Annotated in this window: 24 protein-coding genes and 2 tRNA genes; all 26 read left to right on the forward strand. The window is 43.4% G+C overall.

All coding sequences use genetic code 11. From position 1 onward, the window contains the following. Positions 1-13: 13 nt before the first annotated feature. Entirely contained in the window at positions 14-967 is a 954-nt protein-coding gene (locus tag ACQXR1_RS21360; RefSeq protein WP_003218353.1) for a ribose-phosphate diphosphokinase, read from the forward strand. Positions 968-1,051: 84 nt separating this feature from the next. Then, positions 1,052-1,669, forward strand: a complete 618-nt coding sequence (locus ACQXR1_RS21365; RefSeq protein ID WP_041521232.1) for a 50S ribosomal protein L25/general stress protein Ctc — start codon at positions 1,052-1,054, stop codon at positions 1,667-1,669. Between the two features lie 106 nt (positions 1,670-1,775). Next, positions 1,776-2,342, forward strand: a complete 567-nt coding sequence (pth, locus tag ACQXR1_RS21370; protein ID WP_430772810.1) for an aminoacyl-tRNA hydrolase — start codon at positions 1,776-1,778, stop codon at positions 2,340-2,342. Between the two features lie 59 nt (positions 2,343-2,401). After that, positions 2,402-2,632 (forward strand): anti-sigma-F factor Fin, encoded by a 231-nt coding sequence (fin, locus tag ACQXR1_RS21375; protein WP_003243417.1) that lies wholly within the window; start codon positions 2,402-2,404, stop codon positions 2,630-2,632. Between the two features lie 69 nt (positions 2,633-2,701). Then, positions 2,702-6,235, forward strand: a complete 3,534-nt coding sequence (gene mfd / locus ACQXR1_RS21380) for a transcription-repair coupling factor (RefSeq protein ID WP_430772811.1) — start codon at positions 2,702-2,704, stop codon at positions 6,233-6,235. Positions 6,236-6,370: 135 nt separating this feature from the next. Continuing rightward, positions 6,371-6,907, forward strand: a complete 537-nt coding sequence (spoVT, locus tag ACQXR1_RS21385) for a stage V sporulation protein T (RefSeq protein WP_014662490.1) — start codon at positions 6,371-6,373, stop codon at positions 6,905-6,907. A 182-nt stretch (positions 6,908-7,089) separates the two neighbouring features. Continuing rightward, the gene (locus tag ACQXR1_RS21390; protein ID WP_430772812.1) at positions 7,090-8,688 is read left to right on the forward strand and encodes a putative polysaccharide biosynthesis protein; all 1,599 of its coding nucleotides are present in this window, start codon (positions 7,090-7,092) and stop codon (positions 8,686-8,688) included. Continuing rightward, a complete protein-coding gene (mazG, locus tag ACQXR1_RS21395) occupies positions 8,678-10,147 on the forward strand; it encodes a nucleoside triphosphate pyrophosphohydrolase (protein WP_326350699.1) in 1,470 nt (489 codons plus the stop codon). Before ACQXR1_RS21390 ends, mazG begins: the two co-directional genes overlap by 11 nt. Before the next feature lie 2 nt (positions 10,148-10,149). After that, positions 10,150-10,410: an RNA-binding S4 domain-containing protein gene (locus tag ACQXR1_RS21400; RefSeq protein ID WP_003226716.1), complete on the forward strand. Its 261-nt coding sequence runs from the start codon at positions 10,150-10,152 to the stop codon at positions 10,408-10,410. A gap of 78 nt (positions 10,411-10,488) precedes the next feature. Further along, positions 10,489-10,791: a sporulation protein YabP gene (gene yabP, locus ACQXR1_RS21405; RefSeq protein ID WP_003226714.1), complete on the forward strand. Its 303-nt coding sequence runs from the start codon at positions 10,489-10,491 to the stop codon at positions 10,789-10,791. Next, complete coding sequence (gene yabQ / locus ACQXR1_RS21410; RefSeq protein ID WP_014662494.1) at positions 10,788-11,423, forward strand: spore cortex biosynthesis protein YabQ; 636 nt, start codon at positions 10,788-10,790, stop codon at positions 11,421-11,423. The genes yabP and yabQ overlap by 4 nt, the downstream gene beginning before the upstream one ends. A gap of 17 nt (positions 11,424-11,440) precedes the next feature. Next, positions 11,441-11,818, forward strand: a complete 378-nt coding sequence (divIC, locus tag ACQXR1_RS21415) for a cell division protein DivIC (RefSeq protein ID WP_040081060.1) — start codon at positions 11,441-11,443, stop codon at positions 11,816-11,818. A gap of 80 nt (positions 11,819-11,898) precedes the next feature. After that, a complete protein-coding gene (locus ACQXR1_RS21420; protein WP_003218379.1) occupies positions 11,899-12,285 on the forward strand; it encodes a S1 domain-containing RNA-binding protein in 387 nt (128 codons plus the stop codon). 168 nt (positions 12,286-12,453) lie between these two features. Then, a tRNA-Met gene (locus ACQXR1_RS21425) sits at positions 12,454-12,530 on the forward strand. 9 nt (positions 12,531-12,539) lie between these two features. After that, a tRNA-Glu gene (locus ACQXR1_RS21430) sits at positions 12,540-12,611 on the forward strand. A gap of 199 nt (positions 12,612-12,810) precedes the next feature. Next, the gene (gene spoIIE / locus ACQXR1_RS21435) at positions 12,811-15,294 is read left to right on the forward strand and encodes a stage II sporulation protein E (protein WP_040081059.1); all 2,484 of its coding nucleotides are present in this window, start codon (positions 12,811-12,813) and stop codon (positions 15,292-15,294) included. 84 nt (positions 15,295-15,378) lie between these two features. Then, entirely contained in the window at positions 15,379-16,116 is a 738-nt protein-coding gene (locus tag ACQXR1_RS21440; protein ID WP_003243782.1) for a VWA domain-containing protein, read from the forward strand. Then, positions 16,082-17,098 (forward strand): serine/threonine protein kinase PrkT, encoded by a 1,017-nt coding sequence (gene prkT, locus ACQXR1_RS21445; RefSeq protein WP_430772813.1) that lies wholly within the window; start codon positions 16,082-16,084, stop codon positions 17,096-17,098. The genes ACQXR1_RS21440 and prkT overlap by 35 nt, the downstream gene beginning before the upstream one ends. A gap of 103 nt (positions 17,099-17,201) precedes the next feature. Next, positions 17,202-18,620: a tRNA lysidine(34) synthetase TilS gene (gene tilS, locus ACQXR1_RS21450; RefSeq protein ID WP_205440457.1), complete on the forward strand. Its 1,419-nt coding sequence runs from the start codon at positions 17,202-17,204 to the stop codon at positions 18,618-18,620. Beyond that, entirely contained in the window at positions 18,617-19,159 is a 543-nt protein-coding gene (gene hpt, locus ACQXR1_RS21455) for a hypoxanthine phosphoribosyltransferase (protein ID WP_014662497.1), read from the forward strand. Before tilS ends, hpt begins: the two co-directional genes overlap by 4 nt. 97 nt (positions 19,160-19,256) lie before the next feature. Continuing rightward, positions 19,257-21,170, forward strand: coding sequence for an ATP-dependent zinc metalloprotease FtsH (gene ftsH / locus ACQXR1_RS21460; protein WP_014662498.1), 1,914 nt, complete (start codon positions 19,257-19,259; stop codon positions 21,168-21,170). A gap of 192 nt (positions 21,171-21,362) precedes the next feature. Continuing rightward, on the forward strand, positions 21,363-22,139 hold the full coding sequence (locus ACQXR1_RS21465) for a type III pantothenate kinase (RefSeq protein ID WP_003218395.1): 777 nt from the start codon (positions 21,363-21,365) through the stop codon (positions 22,137-22,139). A gap of 11 nt (positions 22,140-22,150) precedes the next feature. Continuing rightward, positions 22,151-23,026 carry a redox-regulated molecular chaperone HslO gene (hslO, locus tag ACQXR1_RS21470; protein ID WP_134976588.1) on the forward strand — a complete coding sequence of 292 codons (876 nt, stop codon included), beginning with the start codon at positions 22,151-22,153 and terminating at the stop codon, positions 23,024-23,026. 46 nt (positions 23,027-23,072) lie between these two features. Then, the gene (locus ACQXR1_RS21475; protein WP_430772814.1) at positions 23,073-23,966 is read left to right on the forward strand and encodes a peptidyl-prolyl cis-trans isomerase; all 894 of its coding nucleotides are present in this window, start codon (positions 23,073-23,075) and stop codon (positions 23,964-23,966) included. A 75-nt stretch (positions 23,967-24,041) separates the two neighbouring features. After that, positions 24,042-24,968: a cysteine synthase A gene (cysK, locus tag ACQXR1_RS21480; RefSeq protein WP_014662501.1), complete on the forward strand. Its 927-nt coding sequence runs from the start codon at positions 24,042-24,044 to the stop codon at positions 24,966-24,968. Between the two features lie 163 nt (positions 24,969-25,131). Beyond that, positions 25,132-26,544 (forward strand): anthranilate synthase component I family protein, encoded by a 1,413-nt coding sequence (locus ACQXR1_RS21485; RefSeq protein ID WP_103032377.1) that lies wholly within the window; start codon positions 25,132-25,134, stop codon positions 26,542-26,544. The last annotated feature ends 8 nt before the right edge of the window (positions 26,545-26,552 follow it).

Genomic DNA, 26,552 nt, shown 5'->3' on the forward strand with positions numbered 1-26,552 from the left:
CGGAGGTTTATCCATGTCTAATCAATACGGAGATAAGAATTTAAAGATTTTTTCTTTGAATTCGAATCCAGAGCTTGCAAAAGAAATCGCAGATATAGTTGGAGTTCAATTAGGGAAATGTTCTGTCACAAGATTTAGTGACGGGGAAGTCCAAATTAATATCGAAGAAAGTATTCGCGGATGTGATTGTTACATCATCCAGTCTACAAGTGACCCCGTTAACGAGCATATTATGGAACTGCTGATTATGGTAGATGCGTTAAAACGCGCTTCTGCAAAAACGATTAACATTGTTATTCCTTATTACGGTTATGCGCGTCAAGACAGAAAAGCAAGATCCCGTGAGCCAATCACAGCTAAACTTTTCGCTAACCTGCTTGAAACAGCTGGTGCGACTCGTGTGATTGCACTCGACCTGCATGCGCCGCAAATTCAAGGATTCTTTGATATACCGATTGACCACTTAATGGGTGTTCCGATTTTAGGAGAATATTTTGAAGGCAAAAACCTTGAAGATATCGTCATTGTTTCACCAGACCACGGCGGTGTGACACGTGCCCGCAAACTGGCTGACCGACTAAAAGCGCCGATTGCGATTATCGATAAACGCCGTCCGCGTCCAAACGTGGCGGAAGTTATGAATATTGTAGGTAATATCGAAGGGAAGACTGCTATCCTCATCGATGACATTATTGATACTGCAGGTACGATTACACTTGCTGCTAATGCGCTCGTAGAAAACGGAGCGAAAGAAGTATATGCATGCTGTACACACCCTGTACTATCAGGCCCTGCTGTTGAACGGATTAATAATTCAACAATTAAAGAGCTCGTTGTGACAAACAGCATCAAGCTTCCTGAAGAAAAGAAAATTGAACGCTTTAAGCAGCTTTCAGTCGGACCGCTTCTGGCTGAGGCGATTATTCGCGTTCATGAGCAGCAATCAGTCAGCTATCTGTTCAGCTAAACCGTTTTTTGAGGTTTAAATCCTAATCGTTATGGGTATTGTTTGTAATAGGACAATTAAAACGATAATAGGATGGTGCTGAATATGGCAACTTTAACGGCAAAAGAAAGAACGGACTTTACTCGTTCATCTCTTCGGAATATCCGTACTTCAGGACATGTTCCAGGTATCATATATGGGAAGGATACTGGCAACAAACCAGTGTCATTAGACAGTGTGGAGCTGATCAAAACGCTGAGGGATGAAGGCAAAAATGCAGTCATTACGCTTGAGGTCAGCGGAGAAAAACACTCTGTCATGGTGACAGACCTGCAAACGGATCCGCTGAAAAATGAAATCACTCATGCTGATTTTCAAGTAGTCAATATGAGTGAGGACATTGAAGTGGAAGTTCCGATTCATCTGACCGGAGAAGCCATTGGTGTGAAAAACGGAGGCGTATTGCAGCAGCCGCTATATGCACTTACTGTAAAGGCTAAGCCAAAAGCCATTCCGCAAACGATTGAGGCTGATATTTCTAATCTCGATGTAAATGAAGTACTGACGATCGCGGATTTGCCTGCTGGCGGTGACTACTCCTTTCATCATGAATCAGATGAGGTCGTGGCTTCTATCCTTCCTCCGCAGCAGCAGGAAGCAGCTGAGATCGATGAAGAGGAATCTGCTGATGCTCAGCCTGAAGGTGAAAACAAAGAACAATAATAGCTTAAGGCGTAACCCTCCCGCGGTTACGTCTTTTGTGCTAGAATGAGAAGAATTATAGCCCGTTTATGAAGACGGGTGTTATGTGACTAAGGGAGGATTCGCCATGCTTGTGATTGCCGGTCTCGGAAACCCGGGGAAGAACTATGAAAATACACGGCATAATGTCGGATTTATGGTGATAGATCAGCTTGCAAAGGAATGGAATATAGAGCTGAATCAAAATAAATTTAACGGATTATACGGAACCGGATTTGTTTCCGGCAAAAAGGTTCTACTTGTTAAACCGCTTACATATATGAATTTATCAGGAGAATGTTTGCGGCCTTTAATGGATTACTATGATGTGGATAACGAAGATTTGACAGTCATTTACGACGATCTTGACCTTCCGACTGGCAAGATTCGGTTAAGAACGAAAGGAAGCGCCGGAGGGCACAACGGCATCAAATCACTGATCCAGCATCTTGGAACATCCGAGTTTGACCGTATCCGCATCGGAATCGGCCGGCCTGTAAACGGCATGAAGGTCGTTGATTATGTGTTAGGCTCCTTTACAAAGGAGGAGGTACCTGAGATCGGGGAAGCGGTTGATAAATCTGTGAAGGCTTGTGAGGCTTCTCTGAGTAAACCGTTTTTAGAAGTCATGAACGAATTTAACGCAAAGGTATAAAATGAAACTACAAAGTCCATACTACACCAAAATGACTTTTTCATCAGGAGGTCCCTTGTATGGCTTTGCATTATTATTGTCGTCATTGCGGAGTGAAAGTAGGCAGTCTCGAATCTTCAATGGTATCGACAGACTCACTTGGATTTCAGCACTTAACAAATGAGGAAAGAAACGATATGATTTCTTATAAAGAAAATGGAGATGTCCATGTTTTGACGATATGTGAAGACTGCCAAGAGGCGCTTGACCGAAATCCGCATTACCACGAATATCACACATTTATTCAATAAAAAGCTTTGGTGTAGACACTAGACCAAAGCGTTTTTCTGTTCTCACAGGAAACAGAGAGGAGGGGCCATATGGACAACATTCAAACCTTTATAAAAGAAAGCGATGACTTTAAATCCATCATCAACGGTTTACACGAGGGTCTGAAGGAACAGCTGCTCGCGGGTCTGTCGGGTTCCGCGCGTTCTGTTTTTACTTCTGCTCTGGCTAATGAAACGAATAAGCCTATCTTTCTCATCACCCATAACTTATACCAAGCCCAGAAAGTAACAGATGATCTGACTTCACTTCTAGAGGATCGGTCTGTCCTTTTGTACCCCGTCAATGAACTCATTTCATCAGAAATCGCAGTTGCAAGCCCTGAATTGCGGGCGCAGCGATTAGATGTCATTAATAGATTAACGCATGGAGAAGCGCCGATTGTCGTTGCTCCTGTAGCTGCTATCAGAAGAATGCTGCCGCCTGTAGAGGTGTGGAAAAGCAGCCAGATGCTCATTCAAGTGGGTCATGATATCGAACCTGACCAGCTAGCGTCACGGCTGGTGGAGGTAGGGTATGAACGGTCTGATATGGTATCTGCGCCCGGAGAATTCAGTATTCGCGGAGGAATCATTGATATTTATCCGCTAACTTCAGAAAATCCGGTGAGAATTGAACTTTTTGACACCGAAGTCGATTCAATCCGCAGCTTTAATTCAGATGATCAGCGGTCAATTGAGACCCTTACTTCGATCAATATCGGTCCCGCGAAGGAATTAATTATCAGACCGGAAGAAAAAGCACGGGCGATGGAGAAAATCGATAGCGGTCTTGCTGCGAGCTTGAAAAAATTAAAGGCTGACAAGCAAAAAGAAATACTTCATGCGAATATTTCTCACGATAAAGAACGCTTGTCTGAAGGCCAGACAGATCAGGAGCTCGTGAAGTATCTCTCATATTTCTATGAAAAGCCTGCTAGTTTACTAGATTATACACCTGAAAATACACTTCTGATTTTGGATGAAGTCAGCCGGATTCATGAGATGGAAGAACAGCTTCAAAAAGAAGAAGCAGAGTTTATAACAAATCTTCTTGAGGAAGGCAAGATTTTGCATGACATTCGTTTGTCATTCAGTTTCCAAAAAATAGTGGCTGAGCAAAAACGGCCTCTGCTGTACTATTCTTTATTTTTGCGGCATGTACAGCATACGAGTCCGCAAAATATCGTCAATGTGTCAGGCCGTCAAATGCAGAGTTTCCATGGGCAAATGAACGTGCTCGCGGGTGAAATGGAGCGTTTTAAAAAATCAAATTTCACTGTTGTGTTCTTAGGAGCAAACAAGGAACGTACACAGAAATTGTCATCTGTTTTGGCTGATTATGATATCGAGGCCGCCGTGACAGACAGCAAAAAAGCGCTTGTTCAGGGACAGGTCTATATCATGGAAGGCGAGCTCCAATCGGGATTTGAGCTGCCATTAATGAAGCTTGCCGTTATTACGGAAGAAGAACTGTTCAAAAACCGTGTGAAAAAGAAGCCGCGAAAACAGAAGCTTACCAATGCAGAGCGCATCAAGAGCTATTCGGAGCTTCAAATTGGTGATTATGTCGTTCATATTAATCACGGGATCGGAAAATACCTGGGAATCGAAACCCTTGAAATCAACGGAATTCATAAAGACTATTTAAATATTCATTATCAGGGAAGTGACAAGCTTTACGTCCCTGTAGAACAAATTGATCAGGTGCAAAAATATGTCGGCTCCGAAGGAAAAGAGCCGAAGCTGTATAAATTAGGCGGAAGCGAATGGAAACGGGTTAAGAAAAAAGTAGAGACATCTGTTCAGGATATTGCTGATGACTTAATTAAGCTCTATGCCGAAAGAGAAGCGAGCAAGGGATACGCGTTTTCTCCTGACCATGAGATGCAGCGTGAATTCGAATCAGCTTTCCCTTATCAAGAGACTGAGGATCAGCTCCGTTCGATTCACGAAATCAAAAAAGACATGGAAAGAGAACGTCCGATGGACCGCTTGCTGTGCGGAGATGTGGGCTACGGTAAAACAGAGGTTGCCATACGTGCCGCGTTTAAGGCGATTGGCGACGGAAAGCAGGTAGCTCTGCTCGTCCCGACAACCATTTTGGCACAGCAGCACTATGAAACCATTAAAGAGCGCTTCCAGGACTATCCGATTAATATAGGCCTTCTCAGCAGGTTCAGAACAAGAAAAGAAGCAAACGAAACAATCAAAGGATTGAAAAATGGGACGGTTGATATCGTCATCGGGACGCATCGGCTGCTATCAAAAGATGTCGTGTATAAAGACTTAGGGCTCCTCATCATTGATGAAGAGCAGCGTTTCGGTGTAACCCATAAAGAAAAGATCAAGCAAATTAAAGCCAATGTTGATGTTTTAACGCTAACAGCAACGCCGATTCCGCGTACGCTGCATATGTCTATGCTTGGCGTAAGGGATCTTTCAGTCATCGAAACTCCGCCGGAAAACCGCTTCCCTGTACAGACGTATGTTGTGGAATACAATGGCGCTCTTGTCAGAGAGGCAATTGAACGTGAGCTTGCACGCGGTGGCCAGGTCTATTTCTTGTACAACCGGGTAGAGGACATCGAGCGGAAAGCGGATGAGATCTCAATGCTTGTCCCTGACGCAAAGGTGACGTACGCCCACGGAAAAATGACAGAAAATGAATTAGAAACCGTTATGCTGAGTTTTCTTGAAGGAGAATCAGACGTTCTCGTCAGTACAACCATTATTGAAACAGGTGTAGACATCCCGAACGTCAATACGCTGATCGTATTTGACGCCGACAAGATGGGGCTTTCTCAGCTTTACCAGCTGCGGGGGCGTGTCGGCCGTTCTAACCGTGTGGCGTATGCGTACTTCACGTACCGTCGGGATAAAGTGCTGACAGAAGTAGCTGAAAAAAGGCTGCAGGCCATTAAAGAATTCACAGAGCTAGGTTCCGGTTTTAAAATCGCAATGCGTGACTTAACCATTCGCGGAGCCGGGAATCTTCTTGGCGCCCAGCAGCACGGCTTCATCGATTCGGTCGGATTTGACCTCTATTCCCAAATGTTGAAAGAGGCCATTGAAGAACGTAAAGGAGACACAGCGAAGACAGAGCAGTTTGAAACAGAAATTGATGTCGAGCTTGATGCGTATATTCCAGAAACATATATTCAAGACGGCAAACAGAAAATTGATATGTACAAACGCTTTAGATCTGTGGCGACAATCGAAGAGAAGAACGAGCTTCAGGATGAAATGATCGACCGCTTTGGAAACTATCCAAAAGAAGTCGAATACTTGTTTACTGTTGCAGAAATGAAGGTTTATGCGAGACAGGAACGTGTCGAGCTGATTAAGCAGGATAAAGATGCTGTCAGATTGACGATCTCTGAAGAAGCAAGTGCTGAAATTGACGGACAGAAGCTGTTTGAGCTTGGCAATCAATATGGCAGACAAATCGGACTGGGAATGGAAGGGAAAAAACTCAAAATCTCCATACAGACGAAAGGCCGTAGTGCCAATGAGTGGCTCGACACCGTGCTGGGCATGCTGAAGGGCTTAAAAAATGTGAAAAAGCAAACCATTTCATCAACGTAAATTTTGTTACTCTCTGGTGTATATTACATTTGATGTGACGGATACTAATTTCAAGCGAGGCGGAAGGTACATAAAGTAACTGCTTTAGGTCTTTCCCACATATATATACCATCAAATGAAAGAGAGGCACCAGAGATGAAAGCAACCGGTATCGTACGTCGTATTGATGACTTAGGTCGGGTCGTGATTCCTAAAGAAATTCGAAGAACTCTGAGAATCAGGGAAGGCGATCCGCTTGAGATTTTTGTGGATCGTGACGGAGAAGTGATTTTGAAAAAGTACTCTCCGATCAGTGAGCTTGGAGACTTTGCAAAAGAGTATGCAGACGCGCTTTACGACAGTCTCGGCCATTCAGTGCTGATTTGTGATCGTGATGTATATATTGCTGTGTCTGGCAGCTCCAAAAAAGATTACTTAAACAAGTCAATCAGCGAAATGCTGGAAAGAATAATGGATCAGCGCAGCTCTGTGCTTGAGAGTGATGCGAAATCAGTACAGCTTGTGAATGGCATAGATGAGGACATGAATTCTTATACTGTCGGCCCAATAGTGGCGAATGGCGATCCGATAGGTGCTGTGGTGATTTTTTCAAAAGATCAATCAATGGGCGAAGTAGAGCATAAAGCCGTTGAAACAGCAGCTGGATTTTTGGCTCGTCAAATGGAACAGTAGGTCTTATTCCTTTTATCGAAAATAGGTATGAAAAGAACAGCTCTCCTTTGAGACGCTGTTCTTTTTCATGCGTGCCGAAATAGGATTCCAAGGGTTGGGATATGGTATAATAACCTCGTTTTTATTTGTGCCGCGGTAATACGTGAACCGTATTGCCCTTGACGTTGGGAAGGAGCTTTTGGATGGACGATTCAATAGGCGTTAAACGGCATTGGGTTTGGCAGGGGGCATTTGTTTTAATTCTGGCAGGCGTCATCACAAAAATTTTAAGCGCCGTTTACAGAGTCCCGTTTCAAAACATTGTCGGCGATGTTGGATTCTATATATATCAGCAGGTATATCCCTTTCTTGGTATTGCGGTTATGCTGTCAACATCAGGATTTCCGGTCATTATTTCGAAACTGATGAATGATTATAGTGAAAAAAATCATCACACTATATTAAAAATATCAGCGTGGTTTTTGTCTTTAATCGGTATGTTATTATTTCTTTGTTTATATTTGGGGGCTGTTCCCATCGCGCTCTTTATGGGGGATTCGCATCTCGCTGAGTTAATTCAAGTGACCGCGTATACATTTCTGTTGTTCCCATTTGTCGCGTTGCTTAGAGGCGGTTTTCAAGGGCGGCACGAAATGCTCCCTTCGGCTCTATCACAGATGACAGAGCAGTTTCTGCGAGTTGCGGTGCTCTTAGGGTTATCATTTTGGCTCGTCAAAAAAGGAGCCTCACTTTATACTGCGGGAGCGGCAGCAGCTTCCGGATCTCTTGCCGGAAGTTTCGTTGCATTGATAATACTCGGATTTTTTTGGTTCAAAATGAAAAGAGACAAGCAAACGGGTAGACAAAATGAAAATGACATCACAACAAAAGAATTGACGAAAAAACTGCTGTTATATTCGGTTACAATTTGTGTAAGCAGTTTGCTGCTTTTGTTTATCCAGCTTGTTGATGCTTTGAATTTATATGCTTTGCTATCAGGTGGTGAGGCAAGCGAAGAAGCGAAACGCCTAAAGGGAATTTATGATCGGGGACAGCCCTTGCTGCAGCTCGGCTCAGTGTTTGCCATAAGCATTGCGACGTCACTCGTTCCGTATATTTCTATGGCTGTAAAAAACAAAGAGCTGAAGATCATGAAAGAAAAAATCACGTCATCTTTGAAACTATGCCTTGTGCTCGGTACAGGCGCATCGGCTGGATTAATTTGCATTCTTAAGCCGGTGAATATCATGCTGTTTCAAAATGGAGAAGGGACAGGCGCATTACAAGTATTTAGCAGCTCCATTTTGTTTGCATCTATAGCGGTAACGGCAGCGGCAGTCTTACAGGGCGCGGGGTACACAGTTTTTCCTGCGATAGCGGTAGGCATGGGTGTTGTAGTGAAATGGGTGTTAAACACTCTTTTGGTTCCGCGCTATGGGATTGAAGGTGCATCGCTTGCGACAGCGGCTTCTTTTGCTGCTGTCGCCGGCCTTAACTTGTATCAGCTTCGGCAAAAGGAATGGCTCGATAAGCTTAGAGGTGTTTTGATTCCGATTATTGGATCTGCTCTTTTGATGTCAGCTGTTTTGCTTGCTTATACGCGTCTCTGGACTTTCTTGTTTCCTGCAACAGGAAGAGGAGCGGCTGTGATTGAGAGTCTTTCTGCTGTTGCTATTGGTGGCGCGGTGTTTATTTATTGTATGATGAGATTGGGAATATTTACAGATGAAGAGCTGAACAGTGTGCCATTCGGCAGCAAGTTAAGCAAATTCATGAGAAGGAGAGAACAAAATGGCGGGTAAAATTACTGTCGTCGGACTTGGTGCCGGAGACATGGACCAATTGACAATTGGTATACACAAGCTGCTGACGAAGGCAGATACGCTGTATGTCAGAACCAAGGATCATCCTTTAATTGAGGAGCTTGAAAAAGAAACGAAGAACATCCGTTACTTTGACGATATATATGAGAAGCATGATCAGTTTGAGGCGGTATATGAAGAAATTGCTGACATCCTCTTTGAAGCGGCGCAGCGTGAGGATGTGGTTTATGCTGTACCGGGACACCCGTTTGTCGCAGAAAAAACAGTTCAGCTGCTGACGGAGCGGCAAGAAAAGGAAAACGTTCAAGTGAAAGTCGCAGGGGGACAAAGTTTCCTTGATGCCACATTCAATGCCTTGCAAATCGACCCGATTGAAGGTTTTCAATTTGTGGATGCCGGCACATTGTCCGCGGATGAGCTAGAGCTCAGCCATCATTTGATTATATGTCAGGTTTACGACCAAATGACGGCCTCAGAAGTGAAGCTGACATTAATGGAGAAGCTGCCTGATGATTATGAGGTCGTGATCGTGACTGCAGCAGGCAGCCGTGACGAAGATATCAGGACAGTGCCGTTATTTGAGCTGGACCGCAATGTCGCCTTGAATAACTTAACAAGTGTGTATATTCCGCCGATTAAAGAAGAGAAGCTGCTTTATCACGAATTCTCCACGTTCCGAAGCATCATCAGAGAGCTTCGCGGACCTAATGGATGTCCGTGGGATAAAAAACAGACGCATCAATCATTAAAGCAGTACATGATTGAAGAATGTTATGAGCTTCTCGAAGCAATTGACGAAGAAGACACAGACCATATGATCGAAGAGCTTGGCGACGTTTTGCTTCAGGTCTTGCTTCACGCGCAAATTGGTGAAGATGAAGGTTATTTCACAATTGATGATGTCATAAAAGGAATCAGTGAAAAAATGGTCCGAAGACATCCCCATGTGTTTAAAGATGTTAAGGTTCAGGGTGAGAACGATGTATTGGCAAATTGGGAAGATATAAAAAAGGCCGAAAAAAACACATCTGAATCATCGTTATTAGACAGCGTACCGAAGACTCTTCCAGCTCTTTCGAAAGCTGCTAAATTGCAGAAAAAAGCAGCGAAGGTCGGTTTTGACTGGGAAGACGTCAGCGATATTTGGGAAAAGGTAAGTGAGGAAATGAAGGAATTTTCTTCTGAGGTTTCTGAAGCTCCTCATGAACACAATCTTAAAGCCGAGTTTGGCGACATTTTGTTCGCGCTGGTGAATGTAGCCCGCTTCTACAAAATAGAGCCAGAGGAAGCGCTGACTATGACTAATGACAAATTCAGGAGACGGTTCTCATATATTGAAGAAACAGTGAAGGAAAAGGGAATCGAGCTGGCTGATATGTCTCTTGAGGACATGGACAAACTGTGGAACGAAGCAAAAGAAACTGAGAGGAGATCATAGATATGAGATTAGATAAATTTTTAAAAGTATCACGGCTGATCAAACGACGTACACTAGCGAAGGAAGTAGCTGACCAAGGACGAATCTCTATAAACGGAAACCAGGCGAAAGCAAGCTCTGACGTAAAACCGGGAGATGAACTAACGGTCCGCTTCGGCCAAAAGCTTGTAACGGTTCAAGTTAATGAATTGAAAGACACAACGAAAAAAGAAGAAGCTGCAAACATGTATACGATTCTAAAAGAAGAAAAACTCGGCGAATAGGCTTGTTCTAAAAAAATCCCCCTCCTCATACAATGCAGTAATAGTGCTAAAAGTATCGAGGATATGGGGGCTGAATAGATGAATTCATATTATGATCAAAAAGGTTCTTCGTCTGTTCCGGAACAGCATGATGTGACAATGAAAGGCCGGAAGCATTTAGATATTTCTGGGGTTAAGCATGTGGAGAGCTTCGATAATGAAGAATTCCTGCTAGAAACGGTGATGGGAATGCTCTCCGTCAGAGGCCAAAACCTGCAGATGAAAAATCTAGATGTGGAAAAAGGGATTGTTTCTATTAAAGGCAGGGTATTTGATTTAGTGTACTTAGACGAACAACAAGGGGATAAAGCTAAAGGATTTTTTAGCAAGTTGTTTAAATGACGCTGACGACACAATTCTATACAATGCTGGCGATGTCCGGTATGGGTCTCTGGCTTGGTGCTTCGCTTGATACATACCGGCTCTTTGTCATTCGTGCTAAAACAGCCAGATGGCTATTATTTATTCATGATATTCTTTTCTGGATTGTGCAAGGGCTGCTTTTCTTTTATGTCTTGCTTCATGTAAATGAGGGAGAATTCAGGATTTACATCTTTTTAGCGGTTCTGCTGGGCATTGCGACGTATCAGAGCCTTTGCAAACGAATCTATATAAAAATACTGAAATTCGTCATTTACCTTGTTGTTTCTGTTTATCAATTCTTCAAAAAACTCATTCAGCACGTGTTATTTCGTCCTATTGTGTGGACATGCGGAGCGATCATCTGGATGGCGGCATTTTTATTCAAGAAAACATACCGCCTGATCGGTTTTCTCCTGCTGTGTCTTTATAAAATAGTCATGGTTCTGTGTTTTCCGATCCGTTTTATCGTGAAACAATGTTTGAAACTTCTTCCTGTGAGAATGCGTCTAACTTTTAGACGTTTATTTGAAAAAGGTGCAGGATTTCTCAAAAAGAAGAAGAAACTATTGATAACCATAAGAACGACCATCACAAGTTTTTTGAAGAGATGAAAGGAGGACCGTCTGGTTTGAATTTTTCCAGGGAACGAACGATAACTGAAATACAAAACGACTATAAAGAACAAGTGGAACGGCAGAATCAGCTGAAGAAAAGAAGACGCAAAGGGCTGTACAGACGGTTGACTGTATTCGGCGCCCTAGTATTCCTGACGGCAATTGTGCTGGCAAGCTCTGTATGGTCCCAAACATCTTCCCTTAGCGCAAAAGAAGAAAAGAAAGAACAGCTTGAAAAAGAACTGAAAAATTTAAAGACAAAACAAGCGGATTTAAAAGAAGAAATATCCAAATTGAAGGATGAGGATTACGTCACAGAGCTTGCCAGAAGGGACTTATTCATGTCTGGAGACGGAGAAATTATCTTCAATGTGGAGAAGAAGAGCAAGTAGCCTTGTTGACACTTAAATTTTTATTTAGGTATAATTAAGCAAACGATCTTTTTATAAGCCTAAGGAGGAGCACTTTTTTTATGTCGATTGAAGTTGGCAGCAAGTTGCAAGGGAAAATTACAGGTATTACAAATTTTGGAGCATTTGTTGAATTGCCTGGAGGCTCAACCGGTCTCGTTCACATTAGTGAGGTAGCTGATAATTATGTCAAAGACATTAACGACCACTTAAAAGTCGGCGACCAAGTTGAAGTGAAAGTCATCAACGTTGAAAAAGACGGGAAAATTGGTTTATCTATTAAAAAAGCTAAAGACCGTCCGCAAGCCAGACCTAGAAATGATTTCCGTCCGAAAGAATCTTTTGAACAGAAAATGAATAAGTTTTTAAAAGACAGCGAAGATCGCTTGTCATCTTTAAAACGCAATACGGAATCAAAACGTGGAGGGCGCGGAGCAAGAAGAGGATAACTTGCTGCTTTCTATAAAATAAATGAAGCATCCGTTCATCCCGACGGATGCTTTTTTATTATCCTCACCCTCTCCAAGAGTCAGAAAATTACAACATTAAAGTTTCTGTTGACGAAAGAGACAAACCTTTGTATTATATAACTTGTGCTTAGAAGCACAAAACAATATGGCGGTGTAGCTCAGCTGGCTAGAGCGTACGGTTCATACCCGTGAGGTCGGGGGTTCGATCCCCTCCGCCGCTACCATATTTGTTTGGCCCGTTGGTCAAGCGGTTAAGACACCGCCCTTTCACGGCGGTAACACGGGTTCGAATCCCGTACGGGTCATCCTAAAAAATCGGTTTCTCTTGCAGAAACCGATTTTTTTCATTTTTAGACAACATTCCAGAAATTCTTTTGATAAACGAATATCAAGGCAGAAACCGTCGAAGATTTCTTCGGTATTGTTACCTTCTTTTGACAAAATCCTATCTGTGCATTCGCTATAATGACAGGCAACGAATATAACAGGTGGGAGATGAGAGGAATGGAAAAAGCAGAAAGAAGAGTGAACGGGCCAATGGCGGGACAGGCTTTGGAAAAACTCCAATCGTTTTTTAACAGGGGAACGAAGCTGGTGACCCATCATTTGCATTCACTGTTTTTCTATAAAGGATTCATTTATGTCGTCATCGGATTTTTGCTTGGACGAGCTTTCATATTATCCGAGGTGCTTCCTTTCGCACTTCCTTTCTTTGGAGCGATGCTTCTCATCAGAAGAGACAAAGCGTTTTATGCGGTTTTGGCCGTGCTTGCAGGTGCGCTGACTATATCTCCGAAGCACTCATTGCTCATACTAGCGGCATTGCTGGCATTCTTCGTGTTTTCTAAAGTGGCCGCCTTCATTACCGACGATCGTGTAAAAGCACTCCCGATTGTCGTGTTCTTTTCCATGGCTGCAGCAAGAGCCGGGTTTGTTTATGCCCAAAATGGCGCATTTACAACCTATGATTATGTAATGGCTGTCGTTGAGGCTGGACTATCGTTTATCTTAACATTGATTTTCCTTCAGAGCCTTCCAGTTTTCACTGTGAAAAAAGTGAAACAATCATTAAAAATAGAGGAAATCATATGCTTTATGATCCTGATTGCTTCTGTGTTAACGGGACTGGCCGGCTTGTCCTACCAAGGGATGCAGGCAGAACATATATTGGCTCGCTATGTTGTATTGAGTTTTTCCTTTATTGGCGGAGCAAGCATTGGCTGTACGGTTGGCGTCGTGACCGGCCTGATTCTTGGCTTGGCGAATATCGGAAACCTCTATCAAATGAGTCTGCTTGCTTTTTCCGGTTTATTAGGCGGCTTGCTGAAGGAAGGGAAAAAAGCAGGTGCGGCGATCGGCCTGATCGTTGGGTCGCTTCTTATATCTTTATATGGTGAAGGCTCCGCCGGTCTGATGACAACGCTCTATGAGTCACTAATCGCAGTCGGCCTGTTTTTGCTCACACCTCAATCTATTACAAGGAAAGTGGCGAGATATATTCCGGGAACTGTGGAGCATCTTCAAGAGCAGCAGCAATACGCAAGAAAAATCCGAGATGTCACTGCTCAGAAGGTAGACCAGTTCTCCAATGTATTTCACGCGCTGTCTGAAAGCTTTGCAACCTTTTACCAAGCATCAGACGAACAGACAGATGACAGCGAAGTGGATCTGTTTTTAAGCAAAATCACGGAGCATTCCTGTCAGACGTGTTACAAGAAAAACAGGTGCTGGGTACAGAACTTTGATAAAACATATGACTTAATGAAACAAGTTATGCTTGAAACAGAAGAAAAAGAATATGCATCAAACCGAAGGCTGAAAAAAGAGTTTCATCAGCATTGTTCTAAATCAAAGCAGGTTGAAGAGCTGATTGAGGATGAGCTCGCACATCATCATGCCCATTTGACGCTCAAGAAAAAAGTCCAGGACAGCAGGCGTCTTGTTGCCGAACAGCTTTTAGGCGTTTCTGAGGTCATGGCCGACTTTTCTCGGGAAATAAAAAGAGAGCGAGAACAGCATTTTCTGCAGGAAGAGCAAATCATAGAGGCACTTCAGCATTTCGGAATTGAGATTCAGCATGTGGAGATCTATAGCCTTGAACAAGGAAATATCGATATTGAAATGACCATTCCGTTCAGCGGACATGGAGAAAGTGAAAAAATAATTGCCCCTATGCTTTCTGACATTCTGGAAGAACAAATTCTTGTGAAAGCCGAACAGCACTCTCCGCATCCGAATGGATACAGCCATGTCGCCTTTGGGTCAACAAAATCATACAGGGTGTCCACAGGGGCGGCTCACGCTGCGAAGGGCGGCGGCCTTGTCTCCGGCGACAGCTACAGCATGATGGAGCTTGGAGCCAGAAAATATGCTGCGGCAATCAGTGACGGAATGGGCAATGGCGCAAGAGCGCACTTTGAAAGCAATGAAACGATTAAGCTTCTTGAAAAAATCCTTGAATCAGGAATTGATGAAAAAATAGCGATTAAAACCATTAACAGTATATTGTCCCTAAGGACAACTGATGAGATATATTCCACGCTTGACCTGTCTATTATCGATCTTCAAGATGCCAGCTGTAAATTTCTGAAGGTTGGATCGACGCCTAGCTTTATCAAACGGGGTGACCAGGTCATGAAAGTTCAAGCGAGCAATCTGCCAATCGGTATTATTAATGAATTCGATGTGGAGGTTGTGAGTGAACAGCTAAAAGCGGGTGACCTCTTAATTATGATGAGTGATGGCATTTTTGAGGGGCCTAAGCATGTGGAAAATCACGACTTATGGATGAAGCGTAAAATGAAAGGATTGAAAACAAATGACCCGCAGGAGATTGCCGATTTGCTTATGGAAGAAGTCATCCGCACAAGGTCCGGCCAAATTGAGGACGATATGACTGTTGTTGTCGTCCGGATTGATCACAATACACCGAAGTGGGCATCCATTCCTGTTCCGGCAATCTTTCAAAACAAACAAGAAATTTCATAACGCTTTCGTATAAATCAAATTTCTTCTGGCGAAGATGGGAATATATGAATCTGAGAATCCGCGTATTCTCCAGGAGGAATGAATGTGAATAACGGACATTTAAATCAAATTTTGCTGATAACGGATGGCTGCTCGAACCATGGGGAAGACCCGCTTGCAATGGCTGCTTTTGCTAAAGAGCAGGGGATTACGGTAAACGTCATAGGTATAATGGAAGAAAATCAAATTGACCCTGAGGCTATGAAGGAAGTAGAAGGGATTGCACTTGCCGGAGGCGGCGTGCACCAGGTCGTTTATGCATCTCAGCTTTCACAAACCGTTCAAATGGTAACAAAAAAAGCGATGACGCAAACCCTGCAAGGTGTCGTCAATCAAGAACTGAAACAAATTCTCGGAAAGAATGTGGAAATGGAAGAGCTTTCTCCGGAAAAACGCGGCGAAGTCATGGAAGTGGTAGACGAGCTTGGAGAAACGGTGCATCTTCAGGTTTTGGTTCTTGTTGATACAAGTGCAAGCATGGCGCCAAAGCTTCCAACAGTAAAAGAGGCGCTGATTGATTTGTCTGTCAGCCTCAATTCCCGAATCGGGAATAACGAATTTGCGATGTGTATATTTCCCGGGAAAAAACAAGAGGTCGAGCTTGTGCTGAACTGGACACCGAAGCTGCAATCTCTTTCCACCCTCTTTGCAAAGCTTTCGACAGGAGGCATCACGCCGACAGGTCCGGCGATTCGTGAAGCGACACTGCAATTCGAAAAAATACGCTCAAGAAGGGGCATGCTGGCAGATGATGAACGACGCTTTGACGAGTTTGGCATGTAGCCTAAAGCCTGGTACGACAATCAAAGGCAAGTGGAATGGAAACACTTATACATTGCGTAAACAGCTTGGTAAAGGGGCCAATGGAATTGTGTATTTGGCAGAAGCATCAGATGGACATGTTGCCTTAAAGGTGAGTGATGACAGCCTGTCTATTACTTCTGAAGTGAATGTCTTGAAATCTTTCTCAAAGGCCCAGTCCGTTACGATGGGGCCTTCTTTTTTTGATACGGATGATGCCTATATTCCCAGTGCCAATACGAAAGTTTCATTTTATGCAATGGAATACATAAAAGGGCCGCTGCTTTTGAAGTATGTCAGTGATAGAGGAGCAGAATGGATACCGGTATTAATGATTCAGCTATTATCCAGTTTATCGCTGCTTCACCAGCAAGGATGGATATTCGGCGATCTTAAACCTGATAATCTGATCGTAACTGGCCCGCCCGCAAGGATCCGCTGTATTGATGTGGGCGGCACGACAAAGGAAGGCCGGGCGATAAAAGAGTATACGGAGTTTTATGACAGAGGCTATTGGGGGTATGGAACAAGAAAGGCAGAGCCATCCTACGATTTGTTCGCGGTTGCTATGATTATGATCAACAGTGTGCACAAAAAAGAATTTAAGAAAACAAACCAGCCCAAAGAACAGCTTAGGTCGCTCATTGAAGGAAACCCGTTGCTGCATAAGTATAAAAAAGTGCTTCTTTCAGCCTTGAACGGAGAATATCAATCCGCAGATAAAATGAAGAAGGATATGCTCGACGCGGGGCAAAAAGCAGTACAAAGAAAACAACCTATAAAAACATCACCGCAGCCTGCCGGACGACAGAGGCAGCAAAAACCTCGTCAAGGAAAAGTAGCGAAGACCCGGTATACCCCAAAACAGAAACCGGCTAAGTCTGGGGGGTTATTTGAAACAACGCTCATCGTGATCAGTGTTTTAGCGCTTTATTTCGCCTATATAATCTTTTTCTTAATCTGAATGGCGCAAACTCCAGAGCCTATGCTTCTTCTTTGCTTGGAGGGATTGAAAGTGATAGGATATGAATATCTTTAAAATACCTGCTCATTGTGAGGAGGACATTGTGAAAAGTGTCAAAGATTTTTTAAACAAACACAATCTTACGTTAAAAGGGGCGACAATTATTGTAGGCGTTTCCGGCGGTCCGGACTCAATGGCTCTTCTTCACGCATTGCATACTTTATGCGGCCGTTCAGCAAATATTATTGCAGCTCACGTTGATCATCGGTTCAGAGGCGCGGAATCCGAGGAGGATATGCGTTTTGTCCAAGCTTATTGTAAGGCTCAACAGCTCGTGTGTGAAACGGCTCAAATCAATGTAACCGCATATGCACAGGAAAAAGGACTCAATAAGCAGGCTGCAGCACGTGATTGCCGCTATCAGTTTTTTGAGGAAATCATGTCAAAGCACCAAGCGGACTATCTGGCGCTTGCTCATCATGGAGATGACCAGGTTGAAACAATGCTTATGAGATTGGCTAAGGGCGCGCTTGGAACGGGGCTTGCGGGAATGCAGCCGGTTAGACGTTTTGGGACGGGGCGGATCATCAGGCCGTTCCTAACGATTACAAAGGAAGAGATCCTTCGCTATTGCCGTGAAAACGGCTTGAGCTACCGGACGGATGAAAGCAACGCCAAAGATGACTACACAAGAAACAGATTCAGAAAAACAGTGCTCCCGTTCTTGAAAAAGGAGTCTCCGGATGTGCATAAAAGGTTTCAGAAAGTGAGTGAAGCACTGACGGAAGATGAGCAATTCTTACAGTCATTAACGAAAGATGAAATGAATAAAGTAATCACAAGCCAGTCTAATACATCAGTTGAAATCAATTCCTCTCAATTGCTTGCCCTCCCGATGCCTTTACAAAGAAGAGGAGTTCAACTAATATTAAACTATCTTTATGAAAACGTTCCATCATCCTTTTCAGCCCATCACATTCAACAGTTTCTTGATTGGGCGGAAAATGGCGGTCCTTCAGGAGTATTGGACTTTCCGAAAGGGCTGAAGGTGGTCAAATCATATCAGACATGTTTGTTTACATTTGAACAATGGCAGTGCAAAAATGTTCCCTTTGAATACCAAATAAGCGGAGCTGCTGATGAAACGGCAGTGCTCCCCAATGGATATCTGATAGAGGCAAAGCATTATACGGATTCGCCTGAAGAACATGGGAATGCTGTTTTTATCACAAGTGAAAAAAAGGTGCAATTTCCCTTAACTATCCGGACAAGAAAAGCTGGAGACCGGATCAAACTAAAAGGGATGAACGGCTCAAAAAAGGTAAAGGATATATTTATTGATAAGAAAATGCCTCTCCAAGAAAGAGACAACTGGCCGATTGTGACGGACGCAAGCGGTGAAATTATCTGGATACCTGGCCTGAAAAAATCAATTTTTGAAGATCTTGTGATTCCAAACAGCGACCGCATTGTATTACAATATAGACAGCATGAAAAGTGTAGGGGGCAAGCAAAATCATGATGAAACATGATATCGAGAAAGTACTGATCTCAGAGGCAGAGATACAAGAGAAAGTAAAAGAGTTAGGCGCAGAATTAACGAGCGAGTATCAAGATACATTTCCGTTGGCAATCGGTGTGTTAAAAGGAGCACTTCCTTTTATGGCGGATCTTATCAAGCATATTGATACATATTTGGAAATGGATTTCATGGATGTATCAAGCTATGGAAATTCTACGGTTTCTTCTGGAGAAGTCAAAATCATTAAAGATTTGGATACATCTGTAGAGGGCCGGGACATCTTAATTATTGAAGATATCATCGACAGTGGGTTAACCTTAAGTTATCTTGTAGAGCTCTTCCGATACCGTAAAGCAAAATCAATTAAGATTGTTACCCTTTTGGATAAACCGAGCGGAAGAAAAGCGGACATCAAAGCAGACTTTGTAGGTTTTGAAGTTCCTGACGCGTTTGTAGTGGGTTACGGACTTGATTATGCTGAGCGCTATCGCAATCTGCCTTATATCGGAGTGTTAAAACCGGCAGTTTATGAAAGCTGATCGGCAGCCTGCTTCCGAGATGGTTATTGTTTGTATTGGAATGATTTTCTATGGTACTATTGAACATAGTTGTGCTTACTGTGGGAGGAGGTAAGGAATGAATCGGGTCTTCCGTAATACCATTTTTTATTTACTTATTTTATTAGTAGTAATCGGGGTTGTGAGCTACTTCCAGACCTCAAATCCGAAAACAGAAAATATGTCGTACAGTACGTTCATCAAAAACCTGGATGACGGGAAAGTTGATAGCGTATCGGTTCAGCCTGTCAGAGGTGTTTATGAGGTAAAAGGGCAGCTGAAAAACTACGACAAAGATCAATACTTTTTGACTCATGTTCCTGAAGGAAAGGGAGCAGACCAGATATTTAACGCTTTGAAAAAAACGGACGTAAAGGTTGATCCCGCTCAAGAAACAAGCGGATGGGTGACATTCCTGACGACCATCATCCCGTTTGTTATTATCTTTATTCTGTTTTTCTTCCTGCTCAATCAGGCTCAAGGCGGCGGCAGCCGTGTCATGAACTTTGGTAAGAGTAAGGCGAAGCTGTATACAGAGGAAAAGAAACGCGTCAAATTTAAAGACGTTGCAGGGGCTGACGAAGAAAAGCAAGAACTCGTTGAAGTTGTTGAGTTTCTGAAAGATCCCCGCAAGTTTGCCGAGCTTGGCGCCAGAATACCGAAAGGCGTGCTTTTAGTCGGACCTCCGGGTACCGGTAAAACATTGCTTGCCAAGGCTTGTGCAGGTGAAGCCGGCGTACCTTTTTTCAGCATCAGCGGATCTGATTTCGTTGAGATGTTTGTAGGTGTCGGTGCTTCCCGTGTGCGTGACTTGTTTGAAAATGCGAAAAAGAATGCGCCTTGTTTGATTTTCATTGATGAAATTGACGCAGTGGGACGCCAGCGTGGAGCGGGTCTCGGCGGCGGACACGATGAACGTGAACAGACGCTAAACCAATTGCTTGTTGAAATGGACGGATTCAGCGCTAATGAAGGAATTATCATCATTGCTGCGACGAACCGTGCGGACATCTTGGACCCAGCCTTACTTCGTCCGGGACGTTTTGACCGTCAAATCACAGTGGATCGTCCAGATGTCATTGGCCGTGAAGCTGTATTGAAAGTCCATGCGAGAAACAAACCGCTGGATGAAACGGTTAACCTTAAATCAATTGCCATGAGAACACCAGGCTTCTCAGGCGCTGACTTAGAAAATCTCTTGAATGAAGCTGCGCTTGTGGCGGCTCGTCAAAATAAGAAAAAAATCGATGCGCGTGATATTGACGAAGCGACGGACCGTGTAATTGCCGGACCTGCTAAGAAGAGCCGCGTTATCTCCAAGAAAGAACGCAATATCGTGGCTTATCACGAAGGCGGACACACTGTTATCGGACTCGTTTTAGATGAGGCAGATATGGTTCATAAAGTAACGATTGTACCTCGGGGTCAGGCTGGCGGTTATGCTGTTATGCTGCCAAGAGAAGACCGTTACTTCCAAACGAAGCCGGAGCTGCTTGATAAAATTGTCGGCCTCTTGGGCGGGCGTGTTGCTGAAGAGATTATCTTCGGTGAAGTCAGCACAGGAGCGCACAATGACTTCCAGCGTGCGACGAATATTGCAAGACGAATGGTTACGGAATTCGGTATGTCAGAAAAACTGGGGCCGTTGCAATTTGGACAGTCTCAGGGCGGTCAGGTATTCTTAGGCCGTGATTTCAACAACGAACAGAACTACAGTGATCAAATCGCTTACGAAATTGATCAGGAAATTCAGCGCATTATCAAAGAGTGCTATGAGCGCGCGAAACAAATCCTGACTGAAAATCGTGACAAGCTTGAATTGATTGCCCAAACGCTTCTGAAAGTTGAAACGCTTGACGCTGAACAAATCAAACACCTTGTCGATCACGGAACATTGCCAGAACGCAATTTCTCTGATGATGAGAAGAATGATGATGTGAAAGTAAACATTCTGACAAAAACAGAAGAAAAGAAAGACGATACGAAAGAATAATTCGCTTTCTCTCTAAAAACTGCCGGCTGACGCTGGCAGTTTTTTTATGTAAATGATGGGCTCAGCTGCGTCTTTTACAATCATCCAATTCTGGTATCGATTTGTTTACAAATGAGCCGCTGATCGTGTATGGTATTGTAGAATGTTTGTAAAAAGTAAAGTAGAGAAACTATTCAAAAGTGGTGATAGAGGTTGTTACTGGTTATCGATGTTGGGAACACCAATACTGTACTTGGTGTATATCATGATGGAAAATTAGAATATCACTGGCGTATAGAAACAAGCAGGCATAAAACAGAAGATGAGTTTGGAATGATTTTACGCTCGTTATTTGAGCATTCCGGGCTTATGTTTGAACAGATAGATGGCATCATTATTTCATCAGTAGTGCCGCCAATCATGTTTGCGTTAGAAAGAATGTGCACAAAATACTTTCATATCGAACCGCAAATTGTCGGTCCGGGTATGAAAACTGGTTTAAATATAAAATACGACAATCCGAAAGAAGTGGGGGCAGACAGAATCGTAAATGCTGTCGCTGCGATACACTTATACGGCAATCCATTAATTGTCGTTGATTTCGGAACGGCCACAACGTACTGCTATATTGACGAAAATAAACAATACATGGGCGGGGCGATTGCTCCTGGGATTACAATTTCGACAGAGGCGCTTTACTCACGTGCAGCGAAGCTACCGCGTATCGAAATTACCCGGCCCGACAATATTATTGGAAAAAACACTGTAAGCGCGATGCAATCTGGAATTTTATTTGGCTATGTCGGCCAAGTGGAAGGAATCGTTAAGCGAATGAAATGGCAGGCAAAACAGGAACCAAAGGTCATTGCGACAGGAGGACTGGCGCCGCTCATTGCAAACGAATCAGATTGTATTGATATCGTTGATCCATTCCTAACCCTAAAAGGGCTGGAATTGATTTATGAAAGAAACCGCGTAGGAAGTGTATAGGAGGTTTTGTAATGGATTATTTAGTAAAAGCACTTGCGTATGACGGAAAAGTTCGGGCTTATGCAGCGAGAACGACTGATATGGTAAATGAAGGACAGAGACGCCATGGTACGTGGCCGACAGCATCCGCTGCATTAGGGCGCACAATGACAGCTTCACTTATGCTCGGCGCTATGCTGAAGGGCGAAGATAAGCTGACTGTGAAAGTCGAGGGTGGAGGTCCGATTGGAGCTATTGTAGCTGATGCTAATGCCAAAGGAGAAGTCAGAGCCTATGTCTCTAACCCACAAGTTCATTTCGATTTAAATGAACAAGGCAAGCTTGATGTCAGACGTGCGGTTGGAACAAGCGGAACGTTAAGTGTTGTAAAAGATTTAGGTTTGCGTGAGTTCTTCACAGGACAAGTAGAAATCGTTTCAGGAGAATTAGGAGATGATTTTACTTACTATCTTGTGTCATCTGAGCAGGTACCTTCATCAGTGGGTGTAGGTGTGCTCGTCAATCCTGACAATACCATTCTTGCGGCAGGGGGCTTTATTATTCAGCTGATGCCGGGAACAGATGATGAAACCATCACAAAAATTGAACAGCGCCTATCTCAAGTTGAGCCGATTTCTAAGCTCATCCAAAAGGGATTGACACCGGAAGAAATTTTAGAAGAAGTCCTAGGCGAGAAACCAGAGATTTTGGAAACAATGCCTGTCAGATTCCATTGTTCTTGTTCAAAAGAACGGTTTGAAACAGCCATTTTAGGACTAGGCAAAAAAGAAATTCAAGATATGATAGAAGAAGATGGACAAGCCGAAGCAGTATGCCATTTTTGTAATGAAAAGTACTTATTTACAAAAGAAGAGCTGGAAGGGCTTCGTGACCAAACTACCCGCTAAGCTCTTTAGCGGGTTTTTAATTTGAGAAAAGGGGCTGAAAGCAGGTTTGAAATCAAGAACAATCTGGACCATTATTTTAGGGGCGCTGTTGGTTTGCTGTATTGCTGTTGCGTATACGCTGACGAAATCCCAAGCCGGCGCATCGTCATCCGGTGAGTCTATTGCGACTATCGGAGGCAAGAGTGTGACAAGAGAAGAATGGCTGAAAGAAATGGAAGACCAGTATGGGAAGTCAACGCTTGAAGATATGATCAATGTCCGAGTCGTTGAGCAGCTGGCCAAAAAGAACAATCTTAAAGTATCCAAAAGCGAAATTGATCGGGAGTTTTTGCTGATCAAAGCGGTCAATAATTCCTTTTACGAAGATGAACATACGACTGAGAAAGAGTGGAAAGACCAAATTCGTTATAATATCCTCCTTGAACAATTGTTAACAAGGGATATCGACATCTCAAACAAAGAATTGGAATCATTTTATCATAAAAATAAGGAACTATATCAGTTTGATGATTCGTATCGAATTCGGCACATTGTTGTAAAAGATGAAGAAGAAGTGAGAGAAGTCCTGAAAGAACTGAAAGGCGGCTCAAGCTTTGAAGCTGTCGCGGCGGAGAGATCTACTGACAGATATACATCACCATACGGCGGAGATTTAGGTTTTGTCACAGAGGCATCAGACAACATTCCGTCAGCATACATTGAAGAGGCGAAAACACTTAAAACGGATGAATGGTCTCAGGAACCCATCAAGGTCAGCAATGGATATGCCATTATCCAGCTTAAAGAAAAACTAAAAGCAAGAACATTCTCATATGATGAAGTAAAGGACCAGATCAGACGGCAAATCGCAATGGATCAGCTGGGCGATAAAGCGACAGTTAAAACACTTTGGAAAGAAGCCGATGTATCTTGGTTTTATGGGGAAAAAAGTACTAAGTGATTGACAAAAAATTTTGAAATTGATAGATTATATACATAATACCAATACAAATAGTCGGAAATTGAGGTGTCGAGAATGGTACGTGTAGCAAACTCCATTACTGAATTAATTGGGAATACGCCAATCGTTAAATTAAATCGCCTTGCAGATGAAAACAGTGCGGATGTATATCTAAAGCTTGAATACATGAACCCTGGAAGCAGTGTAAAAGACCGTATCGGTTTAGCCATGATTGAAGCGGCTGAAAAAGAAGGAAAATTAAAAGCCGGTGATACAATCATTGAACCGACAAGCGGAAATACTGGAATCGGGCTTGCAATGGTTGCTGCTGCTAAAGGATTAAAAGCTATTTTGGTTATGCCTGATACAATGAGCATGGAGCGCCGCAACCTTCTTCGCGCATACGGCGCAGAGCTTGTGCTGACTCCTGGTGCGGAAGGCATGAAAGGTGCCATTCAGAAAGCTGAAGAGCTTGCTGAAAAGCACGGATACTTTGTGCCGCAGCAGTTCAACAACCCATCTAACCCAGAAATTCACCGCCAAACAACGGGTAAAGAAATCGTCGAGCAATTCGGTGACGACCAGCTTGACGCATTTGTAGCCGGAATTGGCACAGGCGGAACGATTACGGGAGCTGGCGAAGTACTGAAGGAAGCATACCCTTCCATCAAGATTTACGCTGTTGAACCGTCAGATTCCCCAGTGCTTTCAGGAGGAAAACCAGGCCCTCACAAAATTCAGGGAATCGGAGCTGGATTCGTGCCGGACATCTTAAACACTGAAGTATACGATGAAATCTTCCCTGTGAAGAATGAAGAAGCATTCGAGTATGCCCGCAGAGCTGCACGTGAAGAAGGAATTCTCGGAGGCATCTCATCAGGTGCGGCAATTTATGCTGCACTTCAAGTAGCGAAAAAACTCGGAAAAGGCAAAAAAGTATTGGCCATCATTCCAAGTAACGGTGAACGTTATCTAAGCACGCCGCTGTATCAATTCGATTAAAAAAAGCCAAAACTCCCGGTTCGCCGGGAGTTTTTTTATTTCGTGCATCAAATATGCCATGTCTGCGACGAATGTTATTCTTGGAAGAGAAATTCACTTTTTTCACTAACAACATTGCTTTACAATGAAAACAAGCAAAAAAGAAAATAGAGGAATGATACAAATGGCACAACGCAGACCGGCAGGCAAAAAAGTACCTTTTCAAAAAGACTCATTCTTACAACAATTTGAGAAACTTGCGCAATCCCGAAAACACCATGTACTTCTCGAAAGTGCAAGAGGCGGCAGATACAGTATAGCCGGTCTTGATCCAATTGCGACTGTAAAAGGAAAAGACGGAATAACGACTATTAAGCATGGTGATGACATGCTGTTTAGAGAAGGTGACCCATTACGGGCCTTCCACAGCTGGTTTAAAACACTGGAAACAGAAACGAATCATGAGTTCCCCGACTTTCAAGGCGGAGCAATCGGGTTTCTCAGCTATGATTACGCACGTTATATTGAAAATTTTAAAATGCTCTCGTTAGATGATCTAGAAACGCCAGATATTTATTTTCTTGTTTTTGATGATATAGCGGTTTATGACCATCAAGAAGAGTCTCTATGGCTGATTACTCATGTAAATGGTTCTGACCAGGAAACAGCGGATGTGAAGCTATCTGAGTTAGAGCAGATGTGGCTGACTGAGCTTCCCGCTGTCCCTTCGCGAGAGATGAAGCCTAAAACGGATGGTTCCTTCGCGGCGCCATTTACCGAGGATGGATTCTCACAAGCTGTAGAGAAAATCAAACAATACATTGCCAACGGAGATGTGTTTCAAGTTAATCTATCAATAAGGCAGTCACAGTCACTGCCAGCTCATCCATATCAAATTTACAAAACCTTGAGAGAAGTAAATCCTTCTCCGTACATGGCGTATTTAGAAACGCCTGATTTCCAAATCATTTGCGGATCGCCTGAACTGCTTGTCAGCAAAAACGGCAAACGATTAGAGACGAGACCGATCGCTGGCACCCGTTCCAGAGGGAAAACGAATGAAGAAGATGAGGCGCTTGCAAACGAATTGATCCACAACGAAAAAGAACGCGCGGAACATGTCATGCTGGTTGATCTTGAGCGAAATGATCTGGGAAGAGTATCACGTTACGGGTCTGTGCGCGTGAATGAATTCATGGCGATTGAAAAATACTCGCATGTGATGCACATTGTGTCTAACGTCCAGGGTGAACTGCAGGATGGGTATGATGCTGTAGATATTATTCATGCTGTGTTTCCTGGGGGGACCATTACAGGTGCACCAAAAGTAAGGACAATGGAAATTATAGAAGAACTTGAGCCGACACGCCGCGGGCTTTATACTGGATCTATAGGATGGTTTGGATATAATCACGATCTGCAGTTTAATATCGTTATTCGAACCATTTATGCAACCGGAGGGCAGGCATTTATGCAGTCCGGCGCAGGAGTTGTGATTGATTCTGTTCCAAAGCATGAATACAGGGAATCATTCAAAAAAGCTTTTGCGATGCAAAAGGCGTTAGAGCTGAGCAAAGAAGAGACAAAAATTAGATGAGGTGAGCG

It is taken from the genome of Bacillus sp. ATD (assembly GCF_050585765.1).
GTDB lineage: Bacteria > Bacillota > Bacilli > Bacillales > Bacillaceae > Bacillus > Bacillus stercoris.